This window comes from Streptomyces sp. NPDC007084 (genome assembly GCF_040703595.1).
Classification (GTDB): Bacteria; Actinomycetota; Actinomycetes; order Streptomycetales; family Streptomycetaceae; genus Streptomyces.
The window spans coordinates 91,982-111,648 of the sequence record NZ_JBEYFY010000009.1; the positions used below are offsets into that span (position 1 = coordinate 91,982).

General features: G+C 71.1%; 16 protein-coding genes and 1 tRNA gene. 8 read left to right on the forward strand and 9 right to left on the reverse strand.

All coding sequences use genetic code 11. From position 1 onward, the window contains the following. The first annotated feature begins 130 nt into the window (after nucleotides 1-130). Entirely contained in the window at nucleotides 131-1,960 is a 1,830-nt protein-coding gene (locus AB0912_RS11110; RefSeq protein ID WP_366698053.1) for a prolyl oligopeptidase family serine peptidase, read from the forward strand. Nucleotides 1,961-2,142: 182 nt separating this feature from the next. Here AB0912_RS11110 and AB0912_RS11115 read toward each other — a convergent pair whose 3' ends face one another. Next, a complete protein-coding gene (locus AB0912_RS11115; protein ID WP_366698209.1) occupies nucleotides 2,143-4,230 on the reverse strand; it encodes an NAD-binding protein in 2,088 nt (695 codons plus the stop codon). 328 nt (nucleotides 4,231-4,558) lie between these two features. Here AB0912_RS11115 and AB0912_RS11120 point away from each other — a divergent pair, with 328 nt between their 5' ends. The 3 genes from AB0912_RS11120 to AB0912_RS11130 all read left to right on the forward strand — a co-directional run bounded on the left by AB0912_RS11120 (nucleotide 4,559) and on the right by AB0912_RS11130 (nucleotide 6,831). Then, complete coding sequence (locus AB0912_RS11120; RefSeq protein WP_366698055.1) at nucleotides 4,559-5,032, forward strand: carboxymuconolactone decarboxylase family protein; 474 nt, start codon at nucleotides 4,559-4,561, stop codon at nucleotides 5,030-5,032. A gap of 382 nt (nucleotides 5,033-5,414) precedes the next feature. After that, nucleotides 5,415-6,314 (forward strand): nuclease-related domain-containing protein, encoded by a 900-nt coding sequence (locus tag AB0912_RS11125; RefSeq protein ID WP_366698057.1) that lies wholly within the window; start codon nucleotides 5,415-5,417, stop codon nucleotides 6,312-6,314. 82 nt (nucleotides 6,315-6,396) lie between these two features. After that, nucleotides 6,397-6,831, forward strand: a complete 435-nt coding sequence (locus AB0912_RS11130; RefSeq protein ID WP_366698059.1) for a VOC family protein — start codon at nucleotides 6,397-6,399, stop codon at nucleotides 6,829-6,831. 105 nt (nucleotides 6,832-6,936) lie between these two features. Here AB0912_RS11130 and AB0912_RS11135 read toward each other — a convergent pair whose 3' ends face one another. Together AB0912_RS11135 and AB0912_RS11140 are read right to left on the reverse strand one after the other, a co-directional pair. Beyond that, the gene (locus tag AB0912_RS11135) at nucleotides 6,937-7,923 is read right to left on the reverse strand and encodes a CU044_5270 family protein (protein WP_366698060.1); all 987 of its coding nucleotides are present in this window, start codon (nucleotides 7,921-7,923) and stop codon (nucleotides 6,937-6,939) included. After that, nucleotides 7,920-8,519, reverse strand: a complete 600-nt coding sequence (locus AB0912_RS11140) for a sigma-70 family RNA polymerase sigma factor (RefSeq protein WP_366698062.1) — start codon at nucleotides 8,517-8,519, stop codon at nucleotides 7,920-7,922. The genes AB0912_RS11135 and AB0912_RS11140 overlap by 4 nt, the downstream gene beginning before the upstream one ends. Nucleotides 8,520-9,001: 482 nt before the next feature. Between AB0912_RS11140 and AB0912_RS11145 the strand changes: the two genes are divergently transcribed. Together AB0912_RS11145 and AB0912_RS11150 are read left to right on the forward strand one after the other, a co-directional pair. Further along, nucleotides 9,002-10,144, forward strand: a complete 1,143-nt coding sequence (locus AB0912_RS11145) for a hypothetical protein (protein WP_366698064.1) — start codon at nucleotides 9,002-9,004, stop codon at nucleotides 10,142-10,144. Next, nucleotides 10,145-10,297: a hypothetical protein gene (locus AB0912_RS11150; RefSeq protein WP_366698066.1), complete on the forward strand. Its 153-nt coding sequence runs from the start codon at nucleotides 10,145-10,147 to the stop codon at nucleotides 10,295-10,297. Nucleotides 10,298-10,391: 94 nt separating this feature from the next. On the opposite strand, the gene AB0912_RS11155 is transcribed toward AB0912_RS11150, so the two are convergent. From AB0912_RS11155 to AB0912_RS11165, 3 genes are all read right to left on the reverse strand, one after another. Then, nucleotides 10,392-10,465: transfer RNA gene (locus AB0912_RS11155), tRNA-Pro, on the reverse strand. 28 nt (nucleotides 10,466-10,493) lie between these two features. Continuing rightward, a complete protein-coding gene (locus AB0912_RS11160) occupies nucleotides 10,494-11,294 on the reverse strand; it encodes a Pr6Pr family membrane protein (RefSeq protein WP_366698068.1) in 801 nt (266 codons plus the stop codon). Nucleotides 11,295-11,743: 449 nt separating this feature from the next. Next, on the reverse strand, nucleotides 11,744-12,670 hold the full coding sequence (locus AB0912_RS11165) for a metallophosphoesterase (RefSeq protein WP_366698070.1): 927 nt from the start codon (nucleotides 12,668-12,670) through the stop codon (nucleotides 11,744-11,746). Nucleotides 12,671-12,937: 267 nt separating this feature from the next. On the opposite strand from AB0912_RS11165, the gene AB0912_RS11170 reads away from it, so the two are divergent. After that, complete coding sequence (locus tag AB0912_RS11170; protein ID WP_366698072.1) at nucleotides 12,938-13,402, forward strand: GatB/YqeY domain-containing protein; 465 nt, start codon at nucleotides 12,938-12,940, stop codon at nucleotides 13,400-13,402. Nucleotides 13,403-13,687: 285 nt separating this feature from the next. Here AB0912_RS11170 and AB0912_RS11175 read toward each other — a convergent pair whose 3' ends face one another. Then, entirely contained in the window at nucleotides 13,688-16,015 is a 2,328-nt protein-coding gene (locus tag AB0912_RS11175) for a transglycosylase domain-containing protein (protein WP_366698074.1), read from the reverse strand. A 406-nt stretch (nucleotides 16,016-16,421) separates the two neighbouring features. Here AB0912_RS11175 and AB0912_RS11180 point away from each other — a divergent pair, with 406 nt between their 5' ends. Beyond that, on the forward strand, nucleotides 16,422-16,760 hold the full coding sequence (locus tag AB0912_RS11180; RefSeq protein ID WP_366698211.1) for a WhiB family transcriptional regulator: 339 nt from the start codon (nucleotides 16,422-16,424) through the stop codon (nucleotides 16,758-16,760). Between the two features lie 397 nt (nucleotides 16,761-17,157). Here AB0912_RS11180 and AB0912_RS11185 read toward each other — a convergent pair whose 3' ends face one another. Then, nucleotides 17,158-18,645 carry an ArsA-related P-loop ATPase gene (locus tag AB0912_RS11185; protein WP_366698076.1) on the reverse strand — a complete coding sequence of 496 codons (1,488 nt, stop codon included), beginning with the start codon at nucleotides 18,643-18,645 and terminating at the stop codon, nucleotides 17,158-17,160. Beyond that, a complete protein-coding gene (locus tag AB0912_RS11190; protein ID WP_366698078.1) occupies nucleotides 18,642-19,619 on the reverse strand; it encodes an ArsA-related P-loop ATPase in 978 nt (325 codons plus the stop codon). Before AB0912_RS11190 ends, AB0912_RS11185 begins: the two co-directional genes overlap by 4 nt. Between the last annotated feature and the right edge of the window lie 48 nt (nucleotides 19,620-19,667).

Sequence of the window (19,667 nt, forward strand, 5' to 3'; positions counted from 1 at the left end):
GCCCCGGCGCCCGGTGGACCCGGGTTGTCCACAGGGTGCCGCGGGGCGTCGCGAGGTGCCGCGGGGGGAGTTGTCCACAGGCTGGGGATCCCGTCGGCGCGCCGGGGGCGGGGCCAGGCACTATGGGGCCATGACTGACAGCAGCAGGTCCATCGAGCAGCGGCAGACCGACATGCCCGACTGGGAGAAGCGCTTCCGGGCACCCCGGGTGTCCCTGCCGGACTGGGCGGAGGACGCCCCGCACCGTTCCCTGTTCGTCTCGAACGCGACGGGGACGTACGAGCTGTACTCGTGGGACCGCGCGACCGGTGAGCAGCGCCAGGTGACCCACCGGGCGAACGGCACGACGGACGGCGTCCTCACGCCCGACGGCGCGTGGATCTGGTGGTTCGACGACAAGGACGGCGACGAGTTCGGCATCTGGCGGCGCCGTCCCTTCGACGCCCCGCTGACCGAGGGCGTGACCGACGAACCGGCCGTCCCCGGTCTCGACCCCTCCTACCCGGCGGGCCTGGCGATCGGCCGCGACGGACGGACGGCCGTGGTGGGCCGCTCGACCGACGACGACGGCTCGACGATCCACCTGGCGCGCGCCGGCGAGCAGCCCGTGGAGATCTACCGGCACCGCGAGTCCGCCGGCGTCGGCGACCTCGCGCACGACGGTTCGCTGATCGCCATCGAGCACACCGAGCACGGCGACGCGATGCACTCGGCGCTGCGCGTGCTGCGCCCGGACGGTTCCACGGTCGCCGAGCTGGACGACACCGAGGCGGGCACGGTCGAGCTGGGCCTCGAAGTGCTGGGCTTCGCCCCGGTGGACGGGGACACGCGGCTCCTCATCGGCCATCAGCGCCGGGGCCGCTGGGAGCCCATGGTGTGGGACGTGGCGACGGACGAGCGGACCGACCTGGCGCTCGACCTGCCCGGAGACGTGGCCGCCGAGTGGTATCCGGACGGCTCCGCCCTGCTCATCGCGCACAGCTTCGAGGCCCGCAGCGACCTGTGGCGCTACGACCTCGCCTCCGGCGAGCTGACCCGGGTCCCGACCCCGCCGGGCACGGTCTCCGGGGCCTCGGCGCGGCCCGACGGCACGGTGGAGTACCTGTGGTCCTCGGCCGCCGAGCCCTCCGCGGTCCGCTCCACGACCGGCGAGGTCGTCCTTGACCCGCCGGGCCTGAAGTCCCCGGGTTCGGTCCCGGTCGAGGACGTGTGGGTCGAGGGACCCGGGGGCCGCATCCACGCCCTGATCCAGAAGCCTGCCGGTGCCACGGGCCCGCTCCCCACCGTCTTCGACATCCACGGCGGCCCGACCTGGCACGACAGCGACTCCTTCGCCGCGGGCCCGGCGGCCTGGGTCGACCACGGCTACGCGGTCGTCCGGGTCAACTACCGGGGTTCCACGGGCTACGGCCGCGCGTGGACGGACGCGCTCAAGCACCGGGTCGGCCTCATCGAGCTGGAGGACATCGCGGCGGTCCGCGCGTGGGCGGTGGACTCCGGCCTGGCCGACCCCGAGCGGCTGATCCTCACCGGCGGTTCCTGGGGCGGCTACCTCACCCTCCTCGGCCTGGGCACCCAGCCCGACGCGTGGGCCCTCGGCATCGCCGCCGTGCCGGTCGCCGACTACGTGACGGCGTACCACGACGAGATGGAGGCGCTGAAGGCGATGGACCGCACGCTGCTCGGCGGCACCCCGGAGGAGGTCCCCGAGCGCTTCGAGGCGTCCTCCCCGCTGACTTACGTCGACGCGGTGAAGGCCCCGGTCTACATCTCGGCGGGCGTGAACGACCCGCGCTGCCCCATCCGCCAGATCGACAACTACGTCACCCGCCTCGCCGCCCGCGGCGCCCCGCACGAGGTGTACCGCTACGACGCGGGCCACGGCTCCCTGGTCGTGGACGAACGCATCAAGCAGGTGCGGCTCGAACTGGACTTCGCGGAGAGGTATTTGGGGAAGTAGGGAGGGTGCTTCGGGAAGTGGGGGAGCGGTGACGGTGAAGGGTGAGTAGGGGCGCCCGGGGCTGAGGGGGGCCCGGCGCCGGGAGGCCGGGGGCCGGGGCTGGGGCCGGGAGGCTGTGGGCCGGGGCTGGGGCCCGGGCCGGCGCTGGGGAGGGCGGGGCCTTGCCTTGGACCCGGCCGGGGTTAGGACCCGGCCCGGTGTTGGGGGCGCCGTCGGCCGAGGAGTTCCGCGAGGCCGCGCCGGGTCGCCGCGAGCACCACGCGGTCCTCGGACTTCAGGACGTACGTGGCGGGCAGGTCCCACACCAGGCTGGGGCCGCGCGAGGCCGTCGCCGAGGCCGTCCGGCGCTCTCCGGGCGGCGCGGTGTCCAGGGCGAGCACCCGCCAGGCCCCGGCCCGGAACGCCTCGCCGACCGTGCGCCCCTCCAACTGCGGATGGCCGCCGACGTCCACGGCGGCGAACAGCAGCACGCGCCGCTCGACCGGAATCGCCCCGAGGATCTGCCGCCCCATCATCGCCCCGGCGAACGCCGGCGCGGCCAGATGGGACACGCTGCGGCTCCGGGTGAGCGCGCCCGGGTGCGCGGCCCGCAGGGTGCGGTACACGGCGGTCGCGAAGTCGTCGTCGTACAGCCGCAGGACGACCCGTAGACCGGGCTGGACCGTGCGGGCGTACAGCGCGGCCTCCAGGTTGGTGGTGTCCACGCTGGTGAGCGCGAGGAGCGCGTGGGCCCGCTGGATCTTGGCGGCCTCCAGTACGCCTTCCTGTGTCACGTCCCCGAGCACGACGGGCACGCGCAGCCGCCGGGCGAGCGCGAGTCCGCGCGCGTCGGGATCGGCCTCGACGCACACCACGGGGATGTGCAGTTCCCGCAGCCGGGCCAGCACCCGGGTGCCGATCTTGCCGACGCCGAGCAGGACCACGTGTCCGGACAGCCCGCGCGGCGGCTTGCGCAGCGCGGACCCGTTGCGGAAGGTGCCGAGCGCCTCCAGGACGGCGGCGAGCAGCACCGGCAGGAGCAGCAGCCCGATCAGGCCGGAGCAGAGCTGGAGGATCTGGCGCCCGAGCGGCTGGCCCACGGCGGGGTCGTTGATGGCGAAGAGGTCGAGGAGCGTCAGATAGGTCGCCTGGAGCGGGCGTTCCCCGGTGACCAGCATCGAGGCCACGGCGAGCCCGACCACGCAGGCGACGAGTCCGGCGAACGACCAGCGCAGCCGCCGTGACAGCAGCGAGCCGAACAGCGGCATGACGCTGCGTCCGGCGGACAGTTCGGGACCGGCGTAGGAGACGTTCTCCAGGACGACGGTGGCCCGGCCGGTGGCGTCGGCCACCGCGCTTTCGTCGGGCAGGAGTTGGGGTCCCTGGTCCCCGCTGTTGTCCGAACCCTCGGACCCCGCCGGGTCGTTGGTGGTGGCGGACAGCAACGCGAGCGTGCACAGGCCGGGATCGGCGACCACGCCGGGGGCGGGCGGCGGACGCTCGACCGCGCGGAGCATCAGCCCGTCGGTCTGCACGACCTTGCTGGTGCCGGCCACGGCGGTGGCGGCCAGCGCGGGTGCGGCGGTGTCGGCGTCGGAGAGGACGGTGGTGGAGGCGTCGTAGAGGTCCCGGCCGGGAGCGGGGCCGGTGCCGGGGCCTTGACCGGAACCGGGGCCGGGGCCGGGGCCGCGGACGGGGCCGGGACCAGGACCGGGCTCTCCGGAGGGACCCGGCCGGCCGCTTGGCCGCGCGTTCGGCCGGCCGGCGTCCGGCAGGTCGACGGCGGCGCCGCCCCGGAGCGGGGCGCCGGCCAGGGCGGAGGCCTGGTCGAGAAGGGCCTCGATGTGCTGGCCGAGACGCCGGTTGTAGAGCCGCAGGACGAGCCGGATACGCGGGTTGAGCCGCCGGGCGGTGAGGGCGGCACGGATGTTGGTCTCGTCGTCGTCGTACACGAGCGCCAGCGCGGCGGCCCGTTCGATCCCGGCGTCACCGAGCACGTCCTCGGTCGGCTCACCGGCCTCCACGACCCGCTCGCCCCCGGCAGCCTCTCCCGTACCCCCGCCACCGCCACCGGGCAGGCCCCCGCCGCCTTCGCCTCCACCGTTCCCGGAGGCCCGGTTGACGGCGGCGGAGACCCGGTCGAACAGGGCGGTGGCTCGCGTCCGCCCGACCACCGGCGGCCGGACACCGCGCTGCGCGGGCGGTACGACGAGGGTCACCTGCTCGCCGTAGACCCCGCGCAGCTCGGCGGCCAGCCGGTGCGCCAGGGCGTCGTCACCGGCCACCACCATGTGAGCGGCGGCGGCGAGGTCGGGCGAGGCGCTCTGCGACGGAAGGTTCCCCACGGGAGAGAAGAGTGCCGTACGGGCACGAGCGGTTCCAGTGGCCGGCCCGGCCCGGTCGCCGCCCGTTGATCAGCGGGGCCGAGACGCGGGTCACACGCGGCGATGTCACAAAGGACGGCACCCGATCCGTCCAAGGGGTTGAAGCACCAGGCAAGCCACCACGCCCGAAGCAAGGGACTCAGGACCCGTAGCAGCGGACTCAGGACCCGAAGCAGGGGACTCAGGACCCGAAGCAGCGGAACTCAGGACCCAAGCAGGGAACTTAGGAGAAGTTATGGAAGCCCGTCTGAACCTCTTCGCCAGCCCGGCCGCCGCGAAGTTCACGAAGCACCTCGTCGCGGCGGGCACGGCGCTCGCGGACTCGACACTGCCGGCCTCGACCCAGGAACTGGTCAAGCTCCGCGCCAGCCAGATCAACGGCTGCGGTTTCTGCACCGACATGCACACCAAGGACGCCGAGCACGCCGGGGAGACGTCGGTACGCCTCAACCTGGTCGCGGCCTGGCGGGAGGCCACGGTGTTCACCGAGGCGGAGCGCGCCGCGCTGGAACTGACGGAACAGGCCACCCGTATCGCCGACGCGGCGGGCGGCGTGACGGACGAGTGCTGGGAGAACGCGGCCAAGCACTTCGACGAGGAGCAACTCGCCACCCTGGTCTGCGTCATCTCGCTCATCAACGCGTTCAACCGGGGCAACGTCATCGTCCGACAGCCGGCGGGCGACTACCGCCCGGGACAGTTCGCCTGACGGAGGGTCGGCTCGGTTCGCCCGACAGGGGCTGAGCCCAGTTCGCCTGACGGGGGCTGAGCCCAGTTCGCCTGACGGGGGCTGAGCCCAGTTCGCCTGACGGGGGGCTCGGCCTGGTTCGCACGGCAGGGCCCCGGCCCGGTTCGCTGGTAGGGCCCCGGCCTGGTTCGCTTGGCGGGGGCTCGGCCCGGTTCGCTTGGCGGGCTCGGCCCGGTTCACCCGAGGGGGGCACGCCCGTATCCACAGGGCGGCCCCCTGCTCCGGCTTGCTCCCCGCCCGACTCCCCACCCGCCCCCGACGCGCCCTTGTGCGTCCGGACCGGCCGCTGCTGCCATGACGACATAGGCACGCATGAACCATGAACACTGCGGAGGGGGCAACCATGCTTCAGCTCACGGTCGTTCGATGGAAGCGGTACGGGCACGACCGTCTCTACGCCAATCTCCCTGACGGCACGGCGGCGGGCTGGGCGGACTGCGCGACGGGCACGATCACGGTCCTGCTGAAGGAGTACGGCCCCCCGGTGACGACGGCGCTGGAACCCCACTTGACCGGCCGGCCGACGACACCGGAGCGGACACCGGCAGCCCTCCCCCTCCTCCCACCCCTGACGGCATCCGACGACCTGGCGGGAAACGTGCGGGGAAGGGCAGGACACCCGCACCGGCAGCCGCAGCCGCAGCCGCACCGGCACCGGCATTCGCATCCGCATCCGCATCCGGACGAGTCCGCGTCCGGCCTGGTGACAGGCGCGCTGGCCCGCCTGCTCGGCCGCCCGGCGGAGGGGGACGGGCGGCGCAAGGGCACGGCCGGCGAACGCCGGGTGGGCGCCGAACTGGACCGGCTGCGCAGGCACGGCTGGCACGTCCTGCACTCGATACCGCTGCCGGGTGAGGCGGACCTGGACCACTTGCTGATCGGCCCGGGCGGGGTGTTCAGCGTCAACGCCAAGGACCACCCGGGAAAGTCGGTCCACGTGGGGGACGACATGGTGAAGATCGACGAGGCGGACTTGCGCCCGTACGCGCGCGAGAGCCGGTCGGAGGCGGAACGGGTCCAACGCGTCCTGAGCCACTACTGCGGACACCCCGTCCCGGTGGAACCGGTGCTGGTGTTCGTGGGTGTCACGGACCTGGAGGTGGCGGCGACGCAGCTCAAGGTGAGGGTCTACCGAGAACGCGAGGTCTCCGCCCTGGCCCCCCTGACAGGCGTCTGGACCCCGGCCGAGGCAACCCGGATATACACGGTCGCCCGGCACCGGAGGGCATGGCTGGAGGCCTGACCGATGAATTCTCCCGACGACCCCGGTCTAACAGGACGCAAGCACGCCACCGAGCGCCCGCCCCACTGACCGGAGACCCGCCATGACCACTCCCGCACACCCCGGCCGCATGCTGTTCGTGAACCTCCCGGTGGTGGACCTCGAACGCAGCAAGGCGTTCTTCACCGGTCTCGGGTTCACCTTCAACCCGAAGTTCGCCGACGAGTCGTCCGCGTGCATGCTGGTGGGTGAGCAGGCCTTCGTGATGCTGCTCAGCCGCGAGAAGTTCGCCCAGTTCTCGAAACTCCCGCTGGCCGACCCCGCGACGCACGCGCTGTCCCTGTACTGCTTCAGCGTGTCCTCCCGCGAGGAGGTCGACAAGGTCAACGCGGCGGCCCTGGAAGCGGGCGCCACGAAGGCGGACGACGCCGAGGACTACGGCTTCATGTACTCCCGCAGCTTCTTCGACCTCGACGGCCATGGCTGGCAGATCATGTGGATGGACCCGAAGGCAGCGACCGAGGGCCCGCAGGCATAAAACCCCCACGCCCCCACGCCCCCACACCCGACAACGCCAAAGAACTGTGGGGGGCGCGGTCCTGGGCCTGGGCCTGGGCGTGGGCTGTGGCGGCCCCGGCGGATCTCAGGGGCGGTCGCCCTTGCGGTCGACGATTCCCGTGGCCAGGAGCGCGCTCTGGAACATCACGTCGCCCACCTTCCAGGGCCGGTCAGGGGTGTCGTCGGCGCCCGGGAACGTGTCCTTGTAGTCCTGGACGACCAGTTGTCTGTCGCCGAGGTACTGGTAGGTGCGCGGGTCGATCAGGATCTCGCGGCGGATCTTCAGCCCCTTCTCGTCGTGCCCGACCGCGAGGACGTCCCGGCCCGCGAGGTCCCGTACGAGATGGTCGGTGACCTCGACGCCGGGGACCGCGGCCAGCGCGCGGTACAGCTTGGCGAGCGCCGGCGGCGGGATGGGCTGGGACGCGAAGAGCACACTCAGCGCTCCCATGTCCTGCTCCGCCTCGGAATCTTGGCTGTTCCTCCCGGCCGGGTAGTAGGCGCGGACCTTCTTGAGCACGGTGGCCGGATCGTCCGGCAACTCGTCGAGGAAGCGCAGCCGTTCGCGCATGGAGCGGTCGTCGCCCTCCTTGCCGTTCTCGAAGCGCGGGTCCGCGTACCGCGTCCAGTGCTCCTTGGGCTTCGGTTCCGGCTCCGGCTCGGGCCGGGCGGTGGCGCTGTCGGGCCAGATTCCGGGACTGGACGAGAACTTCTTCACGTAGACCCACTGGCCCGCGTGCGGCGTGGGCGGCGGATCGGCCCGCTCCACCGTGGACGCGGCCCGCTCCAGCAGCTCCTGCACCGACCCCGGCACCGTCCGGCTGGTGGCCGGCCCCGTGCGATCCGCACCACTGTGGCCGTCCCGGCCGAGACCGGACACCAGCACGGCCACCGCGGTGAGCGCGGCGGCGGCCCCGACCGCCGCGAGCCGCCAGTCGGCCCACAGCCCGCGCCGGGGGCCACGATCCGCGGCGCTGCTCAGCCGCTCCCGCCCCTCGGCGAGCCGCGCCCGGTCGGGCTTCGGCGCCCCGGCCCGGAACTCGCGTACATCCTTCATCTCGTCCACGTTCACGGCCGGACCACCTCCGCCACTTCGCCCAGAAACGCCGGGTCGGCACCCAGCGCGGCCCGTACCTTGCGGCGGGCCCGGTTGAGCCGGGACCGCACGGTCCCGACGGGTATGCCGAGCGCCTCGGCGACCTCCTGGTACGTCAGGTCGGCCCAGGCCACGAGCAGCAGCACATGCCGGTCGGCGGCGGACAGCGCGGCGAGCGCGTCCGCGAGCGGGGCGCGGTCGGCGACCAGGTCCGCGGTGTCCTCGACCCAGCCGGCCGCGACGGGGTCGTGGCCGGTCCTGGCCAGCGCCCGCAGTCCGCGCACTTCCTTACGGCGCTGCTTGCCGATGAGGTGCGCGGCGATCCCGTACAGCCAGGGCCGGGCACTGGCCCGCGAGGCGTCGTAACGGGCACGCACCCGGAACGCGGTCAGGAACGTGTCGGCCGTGACGTCGTCCGCCGCGTGGTCGCCGAGGCGCCGGGCGGCGTACCGGTGGATGTCGGGTGCGTACCGGTCGTAGAGCCGGGCGAACAGTTCCGGATGTTCCATGGACTGCGCGATGACATGGCCGTCGCGCTCGTCACCGGGGTCGGGCGCCGGTGGTCCGGTCACGGGTCCTCCGTCATCGGATGGGGTTGAACGTGTCACCCGTTGTTCCCCGCTGCCCCATGAAGAGTTCACGGCCACACAGGATTTCCTCAGGGACCGGACGCGACCCTACGGGACCAGCCGGTCCGGCATTCCCACGCACACCCGCCGTCGTACACCCCACCGACCTCAACCCGAGGTGAACCCCCAAGACCTCCCCCCGACTTCTCCCAAACGCCCCTGACAAAAGCGCAAGGACCCGACCCGAGATGCGCATCAGGCCCCTGAGCTGGCGTTTCACTGTCGGGGTGGCGGGATGGCTCCCAGGTGGTACGTCCTGCCTTCAAGGCTCGCAGGGGGAGGGGGCAGGGAGTGGGGAGTCAGTCGCACGACCTCCGGCGCTGTGATGCAGGTCACTCAAGTTTCCGGGTGGGGATTGCCGGTTCGGGGCGTTCGGGCGCCCGAGAGGGGACAGGCTCGCTCATCATCTGCCGGAGGCACCACCCATGACGCCCGAAGCTCTCGAAGAACCGCAGGCACTGGAAGCGGCGGCACCGCCTGTGACCGTCCCGCCCCGTAAGACCGACGTGTCGGGGACGGGAGAAGCCGAGGACCTCGACGCCTATTACGCGCGTTACGGCCTGGTCAGGCGGTGGCGCGTACTGCCTGCGCCGAAGCCCGTACCCATTGATCCACTGTCCACTCACGGCCTCCCTGTATTGGGTGAGGGCGACCTCATCGCGTACGGGGGCGATGGGGGAGTCCGCGACAGTTCCTACTTCTATTTCGGCAACGAAAGGGACGGTGGACGACTGCTGGCAGGACGCTTGTTCCTGGACAGCCCTCGACTCGAACCTTGGCAAATCGTGCAGACCTGGACAGAGGGGGAGATCGACCGCCCATGGAGTGGAGCGGCCGTCGCCGCGAAGCACAGCTCCCCGGAGGCTCGTGCAGAGGCCCGTGAGGCCAGGCTCGCGGCACGCGCCGTGGAAGCACGGAACGAGGCGGCGCTCGGCAACACCGAGCTCATCGAGAAGTTCATGGCCCTCGACCTCGGCCTGTGGCGGGGAGCCCGCTGGCAGGAACCGGTGACCACGGCTCTCCTTGGCGACTGGGCGGGCACCCTGTACACGCACGGCACCATCCGCCGGGGGGCTCTCTCCCGGCTGATGCGTGAGGTGAGGGAGATCCACCGACAGCTCACGCCACTGTGGCGTCGGCGCTGCGCCGGAGAGCGGGTGCTCAGCCTTGATGTCCCCGTTCTGGAGAATGGGGTGACTCTCGCCGACCTCGTAGCAGGAGGGCCCGACCCGGCCGACATCCTTACGGGGATGCTGCCTGATGATCCGCGTGTGCTCGGCGTGCTGGAGCAGATGTTCCCGATCGAGAGAGCCGTCGCGTTCGCCTGGTCCCGTTCGGGGACGTCGAGTTGGACCGAGGCGGCCGTCACGGTGTTGGCCCTCACCTCGCAGGCGTACGTGCAGGGTGACGCCGAGGCTCTGGGTGAGCGAGTACGCCGCAAACTCAAGCGGCTCGGTCGCCGCGCGCGTCACAGTCGGGACGGTGATGAGACGTCCCGTTTCCGAGCGGCCCAGTCGCCTGCTGTTGGTCGAGCCGATGACCGCACAGCGGAGGCGCGGGAGGCGTGAATGCCTGACACATTGACTCTCGCCCTGATCGCCATGGTCGGTTGCTTCGTCGTGCGCGAATCTCGGCGCGACGAACGACTGGGCGCTGCGCTCTTGGTCGGTGTTGCCGTTGCGGCACTGATGCTGACGCTGTACGGGGCAGGTCCTGGCTGACAGCGGTCGGCTGAAGCCCACTTGGCTGCCGGCGCAAAGCCGACAGGGGCCTGACCCGCGATGCGGGTTAGGCCCCTGACCTGGTACTTCACTGTCGGGGTGGCGGGATTTGAACCCACGACCTCTTCGTCCCGAACGAAGCGCGCTGCCAAGCTGCGCTACACCCCGATCGTCGCTGCTCTCGCGGCGACGTCGTTTACTTTAGCCCACTGGTGCCCGGAGACGAAATCCGGTTTTCGAGGCCTCGTACCCGGCGTCGGACCGGGTCCGGGCGGACGTGGTCGGCGGTGACGATGAGCAGGGCCAGGGCGTAGAAGGCGACGCCGAGGATGGCGGTGTTGCCGAGGACGCCCGCGTATCCGTGGCGGTCCACGTCCACGAAGGGGTACAGATAGCGCGCCGGGCTCCCCGGCGACATCGCCGCCCCGCGGGCCAGGCAGAACACCAGGTAGGCGAGCGGGTAGAGCAGCCAGGTCACCGCGTTGCGGAACGCCAGCGGGGCCGGCCGGGTCAGCAGCAGCCAGTCGATCACCACCGCGATCGGCGTCACCGTGTGGAGGAGATGGTTCGCCACCGCGTGCCAGCCGGACTGCGTGTCCACGCCTCCGGTCATGGAGAACGGGCTGGACTCGTTCGCCAGGAGCAGGTGGTACACCAGGCCCGTGATCGAGATGTAGATCAGCGTGCCGCCCGTCAGTACCCCGGGCAACGGGCGGCGGGCCGACCATGCCCGGCGGGCCGACGCCGCGAAGACCACCGCGACCAGCAGGTTCGTCTGGATCGTGAAGTAGCTCAGCACCCGTAGCGGGCTGCCCAGCTTCAGGTCGATGGCCACGCCCGCGGCCGCCGCGAGGGCCACCAGGACGCGGAAGACCGCCGTGAACGGGCGACGGGTGGGCGTGACCACCGCCGTCGCCGGGACGAAGGAGACGATCGGCGGCGAGATACCCGGTATCGCGGGGAGATCGGGTATGTCCCGGGGCATGGGGGTGATCATGGCCCCACGCTAAGCGGGTCGGGCGAATCGGGCGATATGGGATGCGGCGTGTGGGTGGCCGGGACGGGAGGGGAGGAGGTCGGGAGGGAGATGTCGAGAGAGGGGGGGGAGACGGTACCTCTGTTTCCTTGGCCGCCCCTGTCTGTCTCCCTGTCTCCCTGTCTCTGCGGGCGGTCCCTCGGCCTACCGGGCGGCCATCGGCGGAGGCCCCGCTTCAAGCTGAGCAAGCGGGCCAAGCCAAGCCGGGCCGGTTAGGGCTGGGCCGGGCCCAGCCGAGCCAAGCCGATCCGGACCCAGTCGAGCCAAGCCGAGCCGGTGCAGTCGAGCCCAGTCGGGTCGGGCCGGCGCCCAGGGGGCCCCACGTCCGCCCCGCCCCGGCCCGTGTCCCTGGCCGGCGCCCCCCACTCGCCCCTCGGCGACCCCCCGCTTCTCCGACTCCCCCTACCCCCCTACTCCCGCCCCACCAACGTAAGCAACGACGCCTCCGGCGGGCACGCGAAGCGGACCGGGGTGTAGCGGTTGGTGCCGCAGCCCGCTGAGACGTGCAGGTAGGAGGTGTGGCCCTCCGCCGTGTGGGTGGAGAGGCCCTTCACGCGGTCCGTGTCCAGGTCGCAGTTGGTCACGAACGCCCCGTAGAAGGGGAGGCAGAGCTGCCCGCCGTGCGTGTGGCCCGCCAGGACCAGGGGGTAGCCGTCGGCGGTGAACGCGTCCAGCGTACGCAGGTACGGCGCGTGCACGACGCCCATCGAGAAGTCGGCGGACTCGGACGGGCCGCCGGCCACGCGCGCGTACCGGTCGCGCTTGATGTGCGGGTCGTCGAGACCGGTCAGCTCGATCTCCGCGCCCTCTATCTTCAGCGTCCCCCGGGTGTTCGTCAGGTTCAGCCAGCCCGCGGTGTCGAAGCCGTCCCGCAGGTCCTCCCACGGGTTGTGGACGGCGCCCACCACCGGCTTGTTGCCGTTCAGCCCGTGCCGGCCCTGGGCCTTCTCGAACAAGTACCGCGCGGGGTTGCGGAGTTTGGGGCCGTAGTAGTCGTTCGACCCGAAGACGTACGCCCCCGGGAACTCCATGAGGGGGCCCAGCGCGTCGAGTACCTCGGGCACGCCTTCCGGGTCCGACAGGTTGTCCCCGGTGTTGATCACGAAGTCGGGGCGCAGGCCCGCCAGGGAGCGCAGCCAGCGCTGCTTCTTGCGCTGACCGCTCACCATGTGGATGTCGGAGACCTGGAGGACGCGCAGGGGGCGCATGCCCGGCGGCAGGACCGGCACCGTCACCCGTCGCAGGCGGAAGGAACGGGCCTCGATCCCCGCCGAGTACAGCAGACCGGCGGCGCCCACCGCCGTGATTCCCAGGGGTACTCCGTATAGCGCGCGCATACGCCCATCGTGTCAGACCCCGCCAAGTCCGCGTGACCCCCTGTGGACAACCCCGTACCGGCAGCCCCCGGCCGCCGTCCGGGCGTAGTCCCGGCCCGGCGCCGCCTGGCCATCCCGGCCCGGCGCCGCCTGGCCATCCCGGCCCGGCGCCGCTCGGCCACCCCCGACCGACGCCGCCTGGCCACCCCCCGGCCGGCGCCGAGTGCCCGTCGGGCGCGCTGGAAATCAACGGGCGGCGACCTCGCAGCACCTGCGACACTTGACGGCATGACCACGCTCAAGTCGAAGTTGCAGGAAGACCTCAACGCCGCGATCAAGGGGCGCGACGAGCTGCGCTCCTCGACGCTCCGGCTCACCCTCTCCGCGATCACCAAGGAAGAGGTCGCGGGTAAGACCAAGCGCGAGCTGTCCGACGACGAGGTGCAGAAGGTGATCACGCGCGAGGCGAAGAAGCGGCGTGAGGCCGCCGAGGCCTTCGCGCAGGGCGGGCGTACCGAGTCGGCCGAGCGGGAGAAGGCGGAGGGCGAGGTCCTCGCCGCGTACCTGCCCCAGCAGCTTTCCGACGACGAGCTCCGGCAGATCGTCGCGCAGGCCGTCGAGGAGGCGAAGGCGGCCGGCGCCGAGGGGCCGCGTGCCATGGGCCAGGTCATGAAGATCGTGAACCCGAAGGTGGCCGGCCAGGCCGAGGGCGGGCGCGTCGCCGCCATGGTGAAGCAGCTTCTCGCCGGCTGATCTCGGCACGGGTCGTCCCGCGATCGCCGGCCCGCCACCGGCCCTCGACGCTACGGCAGCCGGGCAGCCGGGCAGCCAGCCAGCCGGCAACGGGAGCGGGAGCCGCAGCCAGCAGCGGCAGCGGGCAACGGAAAGGGCACCTCCGGGAGCGAGGAAGGAAGCGTACGTTCCGCTTCCCCTCCCGCCCCGAAGGTGCCCTTTCCGCGAAGGTGCCCTTTCGCGAAGATGCCCTTTTCCGTGACCGACCTCGGCGTCACCCCGACGCCGGAGCGTCAGAGCTACGGCTCAGCGCTGACCGCCATCCCCGTTGCCGCCACCGGCCCGTCCGTTCCCCCCGTTGCCGTTCCCCTGGAGGAAGCCCTCGGGGAGGGAGAACGTGGGGGACGGGAACGTGCCGCCGCCGTTGCCCTGGCCGCTGATGGTGTTGCCGAAGGTGGTCGCGCCGTTGGCGGTCCCGCCCGGGTTGCCGTTCGGGTCGCCGTTGTTGCCGTCGGTGTTGCCGTCGTCGTGGCCCTTGTCCCGGTCGCGGTTCTTGTCCTTGTCGAGGTCAGGGATGTCGACCTTGTTGAAAGACGGGGCGTCCTTGCCGACCAGCGCGCCCGTCATCAGGTCCCGCCAGATCGGTCCGGGGACCTCACCGCCGTACACCTTGTCGTGGTAGACGCCGCCGATCGAGATACCCACCATGTGGACCCGCTGCGAGGCGCTGCCGACCCAGACGGCGCCCGACAGGTTCGGCGTGTAGCCCACGAACCAGGCGTTCTTGCGCTCGTCGGTGGTACCGGTCTTACCGGCGTTGGCGCGGTCGGTGAGGCCGGCCTGGCGGCCCGTACCGGAGTCGATCACGCCGCTCAGCAGGGTGCTGATGGTGTCCGCGGTCTTCTCGGACATGGCCCGCGAACAGGTCGACTTGGGCACTTCGAGGGACTTCTCGCGGTCGCCGACCTGCTGGCTGATCGACTCGATGGCGATCGGCGTGCAGTACATGCCGCGGGAGGCGAAGGCGGCGTACGCCGTGGCCATCGTCAGCGGGGAGATGCCCTTGGCGCCCAGCGCGATGGACGGCACCTGGGGGAGCTTGTCGCCGTTGCCCTGGACGACGCCGAGCTTGTCGATCTGGTTGATCACCGGGCAGAGGCCGATGTCGGAGATCATCTGCACGAAGTACGTGTTGACCGACTTCGCCATCGCCTCCTTCAGCCGGTAGGGGCCGATCTCGGAGGCGCTCTCGTTCGGGACGACCTCGTTCGACTGGTTCGTCCACGGCTTGCTGCCGCAGGTCTGTACGGGGCTGGGGTAGGGCATCTTGTTCGGCGACGAGTACTCCTGCGTCGCCGGCTTGCCCTGCTCCAGCGCCGCCGCGGCCACGAACGGCTTGAACGTCGAACCGGTCGGGAAGCCGTAGTTCGAGCCGCCCATGCCGTAGTTCACCGAGTAGTTGTACTCGGTCTCGTTCTTCCCGTAGCCGTACGGCTTCGACTGGCCCATGCCGAGGATCTTGCCGGTGCCGGGCTCGACCAGCGTGCCCGCCGCCGCGACCTTGTCGGACTTGTTGACGTGGTCCTTTATCGACGCCTGGATGGATTCCTGGGACTGCGGGTCGAGCGTCGTACGGATGGTCAGACCGCCCTGGTTCCACACCTTGGAGCGGGCCTCGCGGGTCTTGCCGAAGACCGGGTCGCTCTTGAAGACGTTCTCCACGTACTTGCAGAAGAAGCTGGCGCCCGCGACCGCGGTGATGCAGCCGTTCTTCGGCTGGCTGACGTGCAGGCCGAGCTTGGCGGCCTTCGCGGTGTCCGCCTCCTGCTGGGAGATGTCGTGCACCTCGGCCATGCGCTGGAGCACGGTGTTGCGGCGCTTGGTGGCCTCCTCCTCGTCGTTCACCGGGTCGTACCGGCTGGGCGACTGGACGATGCCCGCGAGGAGCGCCGACTCCTGGAGGTTCAGGTCCTTGGCGTGCTTGGAGAAGTAGCGCTGGGCGGCGGCCTCGATGCCGTAGGCCTGCTCCCCGAAGAACGTGATGTTCAGATAGTTCTCGAGGATCTTCTTCTTGCCCAGCTTCTCTTCGAGCTGGATCGCGTACTTCAGCTCGCGGATCTTGCGGCCGATGGTCTGCTGGGTGGCCTGCGCGACCTTCGTCGGGTCGTCGCCGGCCTCCTCCACGAAGTAGTTCTTCACGAGCTGCTGGGTCAGGGTGGAGGCACCCTGGGCCACCCCGCCGTTCTGCGCGTTCTGATTGACCGCGCGCAGGATGCCCTTCAGGTCCACCGCGCCGTGCTGGTAGAAGCGCGAGTCCTCGATCGCGACGATCGCCTTCTGCATGTAGGGCGAGATGTCCTTGAGGTCGACCACCGTGCGGTCACGGGAGTAGACCGTGGCGATCTGGCCGCCCTTGCTGTCCAGGATCGTGGTCCGCTGGCTCAGCGCGGGGCTTTTCAGGTTGTCCGGGATGTCGTCGAATCCCTGGACCGAGCCCTTGGCCGCGAGACCGAGCGCGCCCGCGGCGGGCAACGCGATTCCGGCCATGACGGCGCCCGCGAGCACGCTGACACCGAGGAACTTGGCGGCCTGCTGCGTAGGGGACAGACCACCGCCCGAGCGCTTCTTTGGCATGAGGGCAGCCTACGTTCTCATTCGCCGGACACGCGTATATGCCTTGGCCTAAGCTGCTCTCAACTGTCACAGCAGTGCGGCTACGTATCAATACGTCCGGCGACCCCGAATCGTTCCGGATGTTCCACGATTTCTGTGGAGGGCGTGTCCGAATCGGCCTTGTGTGTCACCCGGCGTCCGTTGTGGCTCAACTGAACTGTCCCGGTTTGCCGGGATACTCACGCATGTCCTCGGCTCACTCCCCCGGGTGATCTGCCGCTTACGCATAGTCCGTTCGGGCCATTCAAGATTGGGCCCGAAGGGGGTGTTGCGCTGTGCCCGCCTTCCGTAACGTCCTCAACTGGCGGCGGTGAATATGCCGCTGCCGCCGTGGGGGAGCCTCGATTCGGGAGAGGACGGCGCCGGTATGGGCTGGGTAACCGACTGGAGTGCGCAGGCGGCCTGCCGCACTACCGATCCAGATGAACTGTTCGTTCAAGGAGCAGCGCAGAACAGGGCCAAGGCAGTGTGCACCGGATGTCCGGTCCGCACGGAGTGCCTCGCCGACGCGCTCGACAACCGCGTCGAATTCGGCGTGTGGGGTGGCATGACCGAGCGGGAGCGCCGCGCCTTGCTGCGCCGCCGGCCGACCGTCACGTCGTGGCGTCGCCTGCTGGAGACCGCGCGTATCGAGTACGAGCGCGGAGCGGGCCTGCTGCCGCTGGACGAGGAAGAGGTGTACGAGCGCTACGCGGCCGTGGGCTGAGGGTCCGCGCGTTCGGGGGTGGTCACGTTCGAGGGATGGGCACGTTCGAGGGATGGGCACGTTCGCCCCGCGCGGCGAACGGACCCGATCCCGAGGTCTCCGGCGTTCCGACGGCTGCGGCGTTCCGAGGCCTTCAGCGTTCCGGCGCCTCCGATGTGCCGGACGTTCCGATGCGCCGGTCGGGCGCTGCGCCGTGCCGCGCTGTGCCGCGTCGTGTTCCGACACGCCGTGCTGAGACCCGTTGTACTGCGACTCGCCGAGCACTACGGGGTGCGTGTTCCGGTCCGCCCGGGTGGCGGCCGGCCCGGCACCGCCGTCCGCTCGCCTCGCGAAGCCGCTCGCCTCGCGAAGCCGCCCGGCTCGCGAAGCCGCCCGGCTCGCGGAGTCGCCGCCGCGCTCAGCTCTCGGGAAGCTCCGGCTGATGGGCCGCGAGCCGGTTCCCGATGTCCCGTAGTCCCGCCAGATCGTGTACATCGCCGGGGAGCGCCGCCACCTCCGCGACCGCCACCTCGGGATGGCGCGCGGCGAAGCGGTCGCGCGTGCGCTGCTCGCGGGAGAGCAACTGCATGCGCTCCGCGTGCAGCCTCAACAGACCTGCGGTGAGCTGGTCGACGGAGCGCTCGGGGTCCGTGGCGGCGGTCCCTTCCGTGCCGGGGGTGCTGTCCGAGACGGCCGTCCTGGGCGGGGCGTCGGGGGAGCCTTCGTCAGGAGCTGATGTCTCGGAAGCCGTGGAGTCTGAACTGCCGTACGTGTCGGGAGAGTTACGAACTCCAGCTTTCCCGTCCCCCTGATCGACAATGCCGACGGTTTCAAGATTTTCTACGGCGGCGGATTCCCCGTCCTCCCGAGGAGCGGATACCCCGTCCTCCTGGGGGACGGATTCGCCGTCCTCCTGGGCGGCCGGCCCCTCGCCCTCTTCCTGGGTGACCGGCTCCTCGTCCTCCTGGGGGGCCGCGTCGAGATCCTCGGCGGCGGAGAGGGCGCGCTCGGCGGACAGTTGGGCCGCGCCGCTGCCGTGCACCCGGTTGAGCACCAGACCGGCGAACGGCATGTCCTCGGCGGCCAGCCGCTCGACGAAGTAGGCCGCCTCGCGCAGCGCGTCCCGCTCCGGGGCCGCCACCACGAGGAAGGCCGTGCCGGGCGCCTGGAGCAGCTTGTACGTGGCGTCCGCGCGGGTGCGGAAACCGCCGAACGTGGTGTCCATGGCGGATACGAACGTCTGCACGTCCTTGAGGAGTTGACCCCCCAGGACCTTGCCCAGGGTGCCGGTCATCATCGACATCCCGACGTTCAGGAACTTCATCCCCGCCCGGCCGCCCAGCTTGGCCGGCGCCGTCAGCAGCCGGATCAGCCGCCCGTCCAGGAAGGAACCGAGCCGCTTCGGGGCGTCCAGGAAGTCCAGTGCCGAGCGGGACGGCGGCGTGTCGACCACGATCAGGTCCCACTCGTCGCGCGCCCGCAACTGGCCCAGCTTCTCCATCGCCATGTACTCCTGCGTGCCCGCGAAGCCCGCCGAAAGCGACTGGTAGAAGGGGTTGTTGAGGATGGCGGCGGCCCGCTCGCCGTCCGCGTGCGCCTCGACGATCTCGTCGAACGTGCGCTTCATGTCGAGCATCATCGCGTGCAGCTCGCCGGTGCCCTCGACGCCCTTCACCCGCCGGGGTGTGTTGTCGAGCGAGTCGATGCCCATGGACTGCGCCAGCCTGCGCGCGGGGTCGATGGTGAGCACGACCACCTTGCGGCCGCGCTCGGCGGCACGCAGCCCGAGAGCCGCCGCCGTGGTCGTCTTGCCGACGCCGCCCGAGCCGCAGCACACCACGATGCGCGTCTTCGGATCGTCGAGCAGCGGGTCGAGATCGAGGACACGAGCGGGGTCCAGACTCATGACATCCCTTGCTTCCGCAGCAGTTTGGCCAGTTGGTACAGGCCTGCCAGGTCCATGCCCTCGGCGAGCAGCGGCAGTTCGTGCAGCGGCAGGCCCTGCTCGGCGAGGACGCCGCGCTGCTCGGCCTCCAGGGCGTGCCGCTCGGCGTACTCCCCGGCCTGCTGGAGCAGCGGGTCCACGAGCCGCTCGGCCAGTCCGCCGCGGCGCGCCCCGCCGAGTCCGGCCGAGGACAGCGACTTGGCGATCGCCGTGCGCGGCGCGGTCTCCACGAGGGCCAGATCGGTGTCGTCGAGCAGCGCCGGGCGCACCATGTTCATGACGATCCGGCCCACGGGGAGCTTCGCGGCACGCAGCTCCGCGATCCCGTCCGCGGTCTCCTGGACGGGCATCTCCTCCAGCAGCGTCACCAGGTGGACCGCCGTCTCCGGCGACTTGAGGACCCGCATGACGGCCTGCGCCTGATTGTGTATCGGACCGATCTTCGCTAGGCCGGCGACCTCGTCGTTCACGTTCAGGAAGCGGGTGATGCGGCCCGTGGGGGGCGCGTCCATCACCACGTAGTCGTACGTGAAGCGGCCGTTCTTCTCCTTGCGCCGCACCGCCTCGCAGGCCTTGCCGGTGAGGAGGACGTCACGGACGCCGGGCGCGATGGTGGTGGCGAAGTCGATCGCACCGAGCTTCTTCAGGGCCCGGCCGGCGCCGCCGAGTTTGTAGAACATCTGGAGGTAGTCCAGCAGCGCCAGTTCCGCGTCGATGGCGAGGGCGTACACCTCCCCGCCGCCCGGAGCGACGGCGATCTTCCGCTCCTCGTAGGGCAGCGCCTCCGTCTCGAAGAGCTGTGCGATGCCCTGTCTGCCCTCGACCTCGACGACGAGGGTGCGCTTGCCCTCCGTAGCGAGGGCGAGCGCGAGGGCCGCGGCCACCGTGGTCTTGCCGGTACCGCCCTTGCCGCTGACGACCTGGAGCCTGCTCACGTATTCGAGCCTAACCAGTCCGCGCCCGGAGTACGCAGGAGGCTGTGG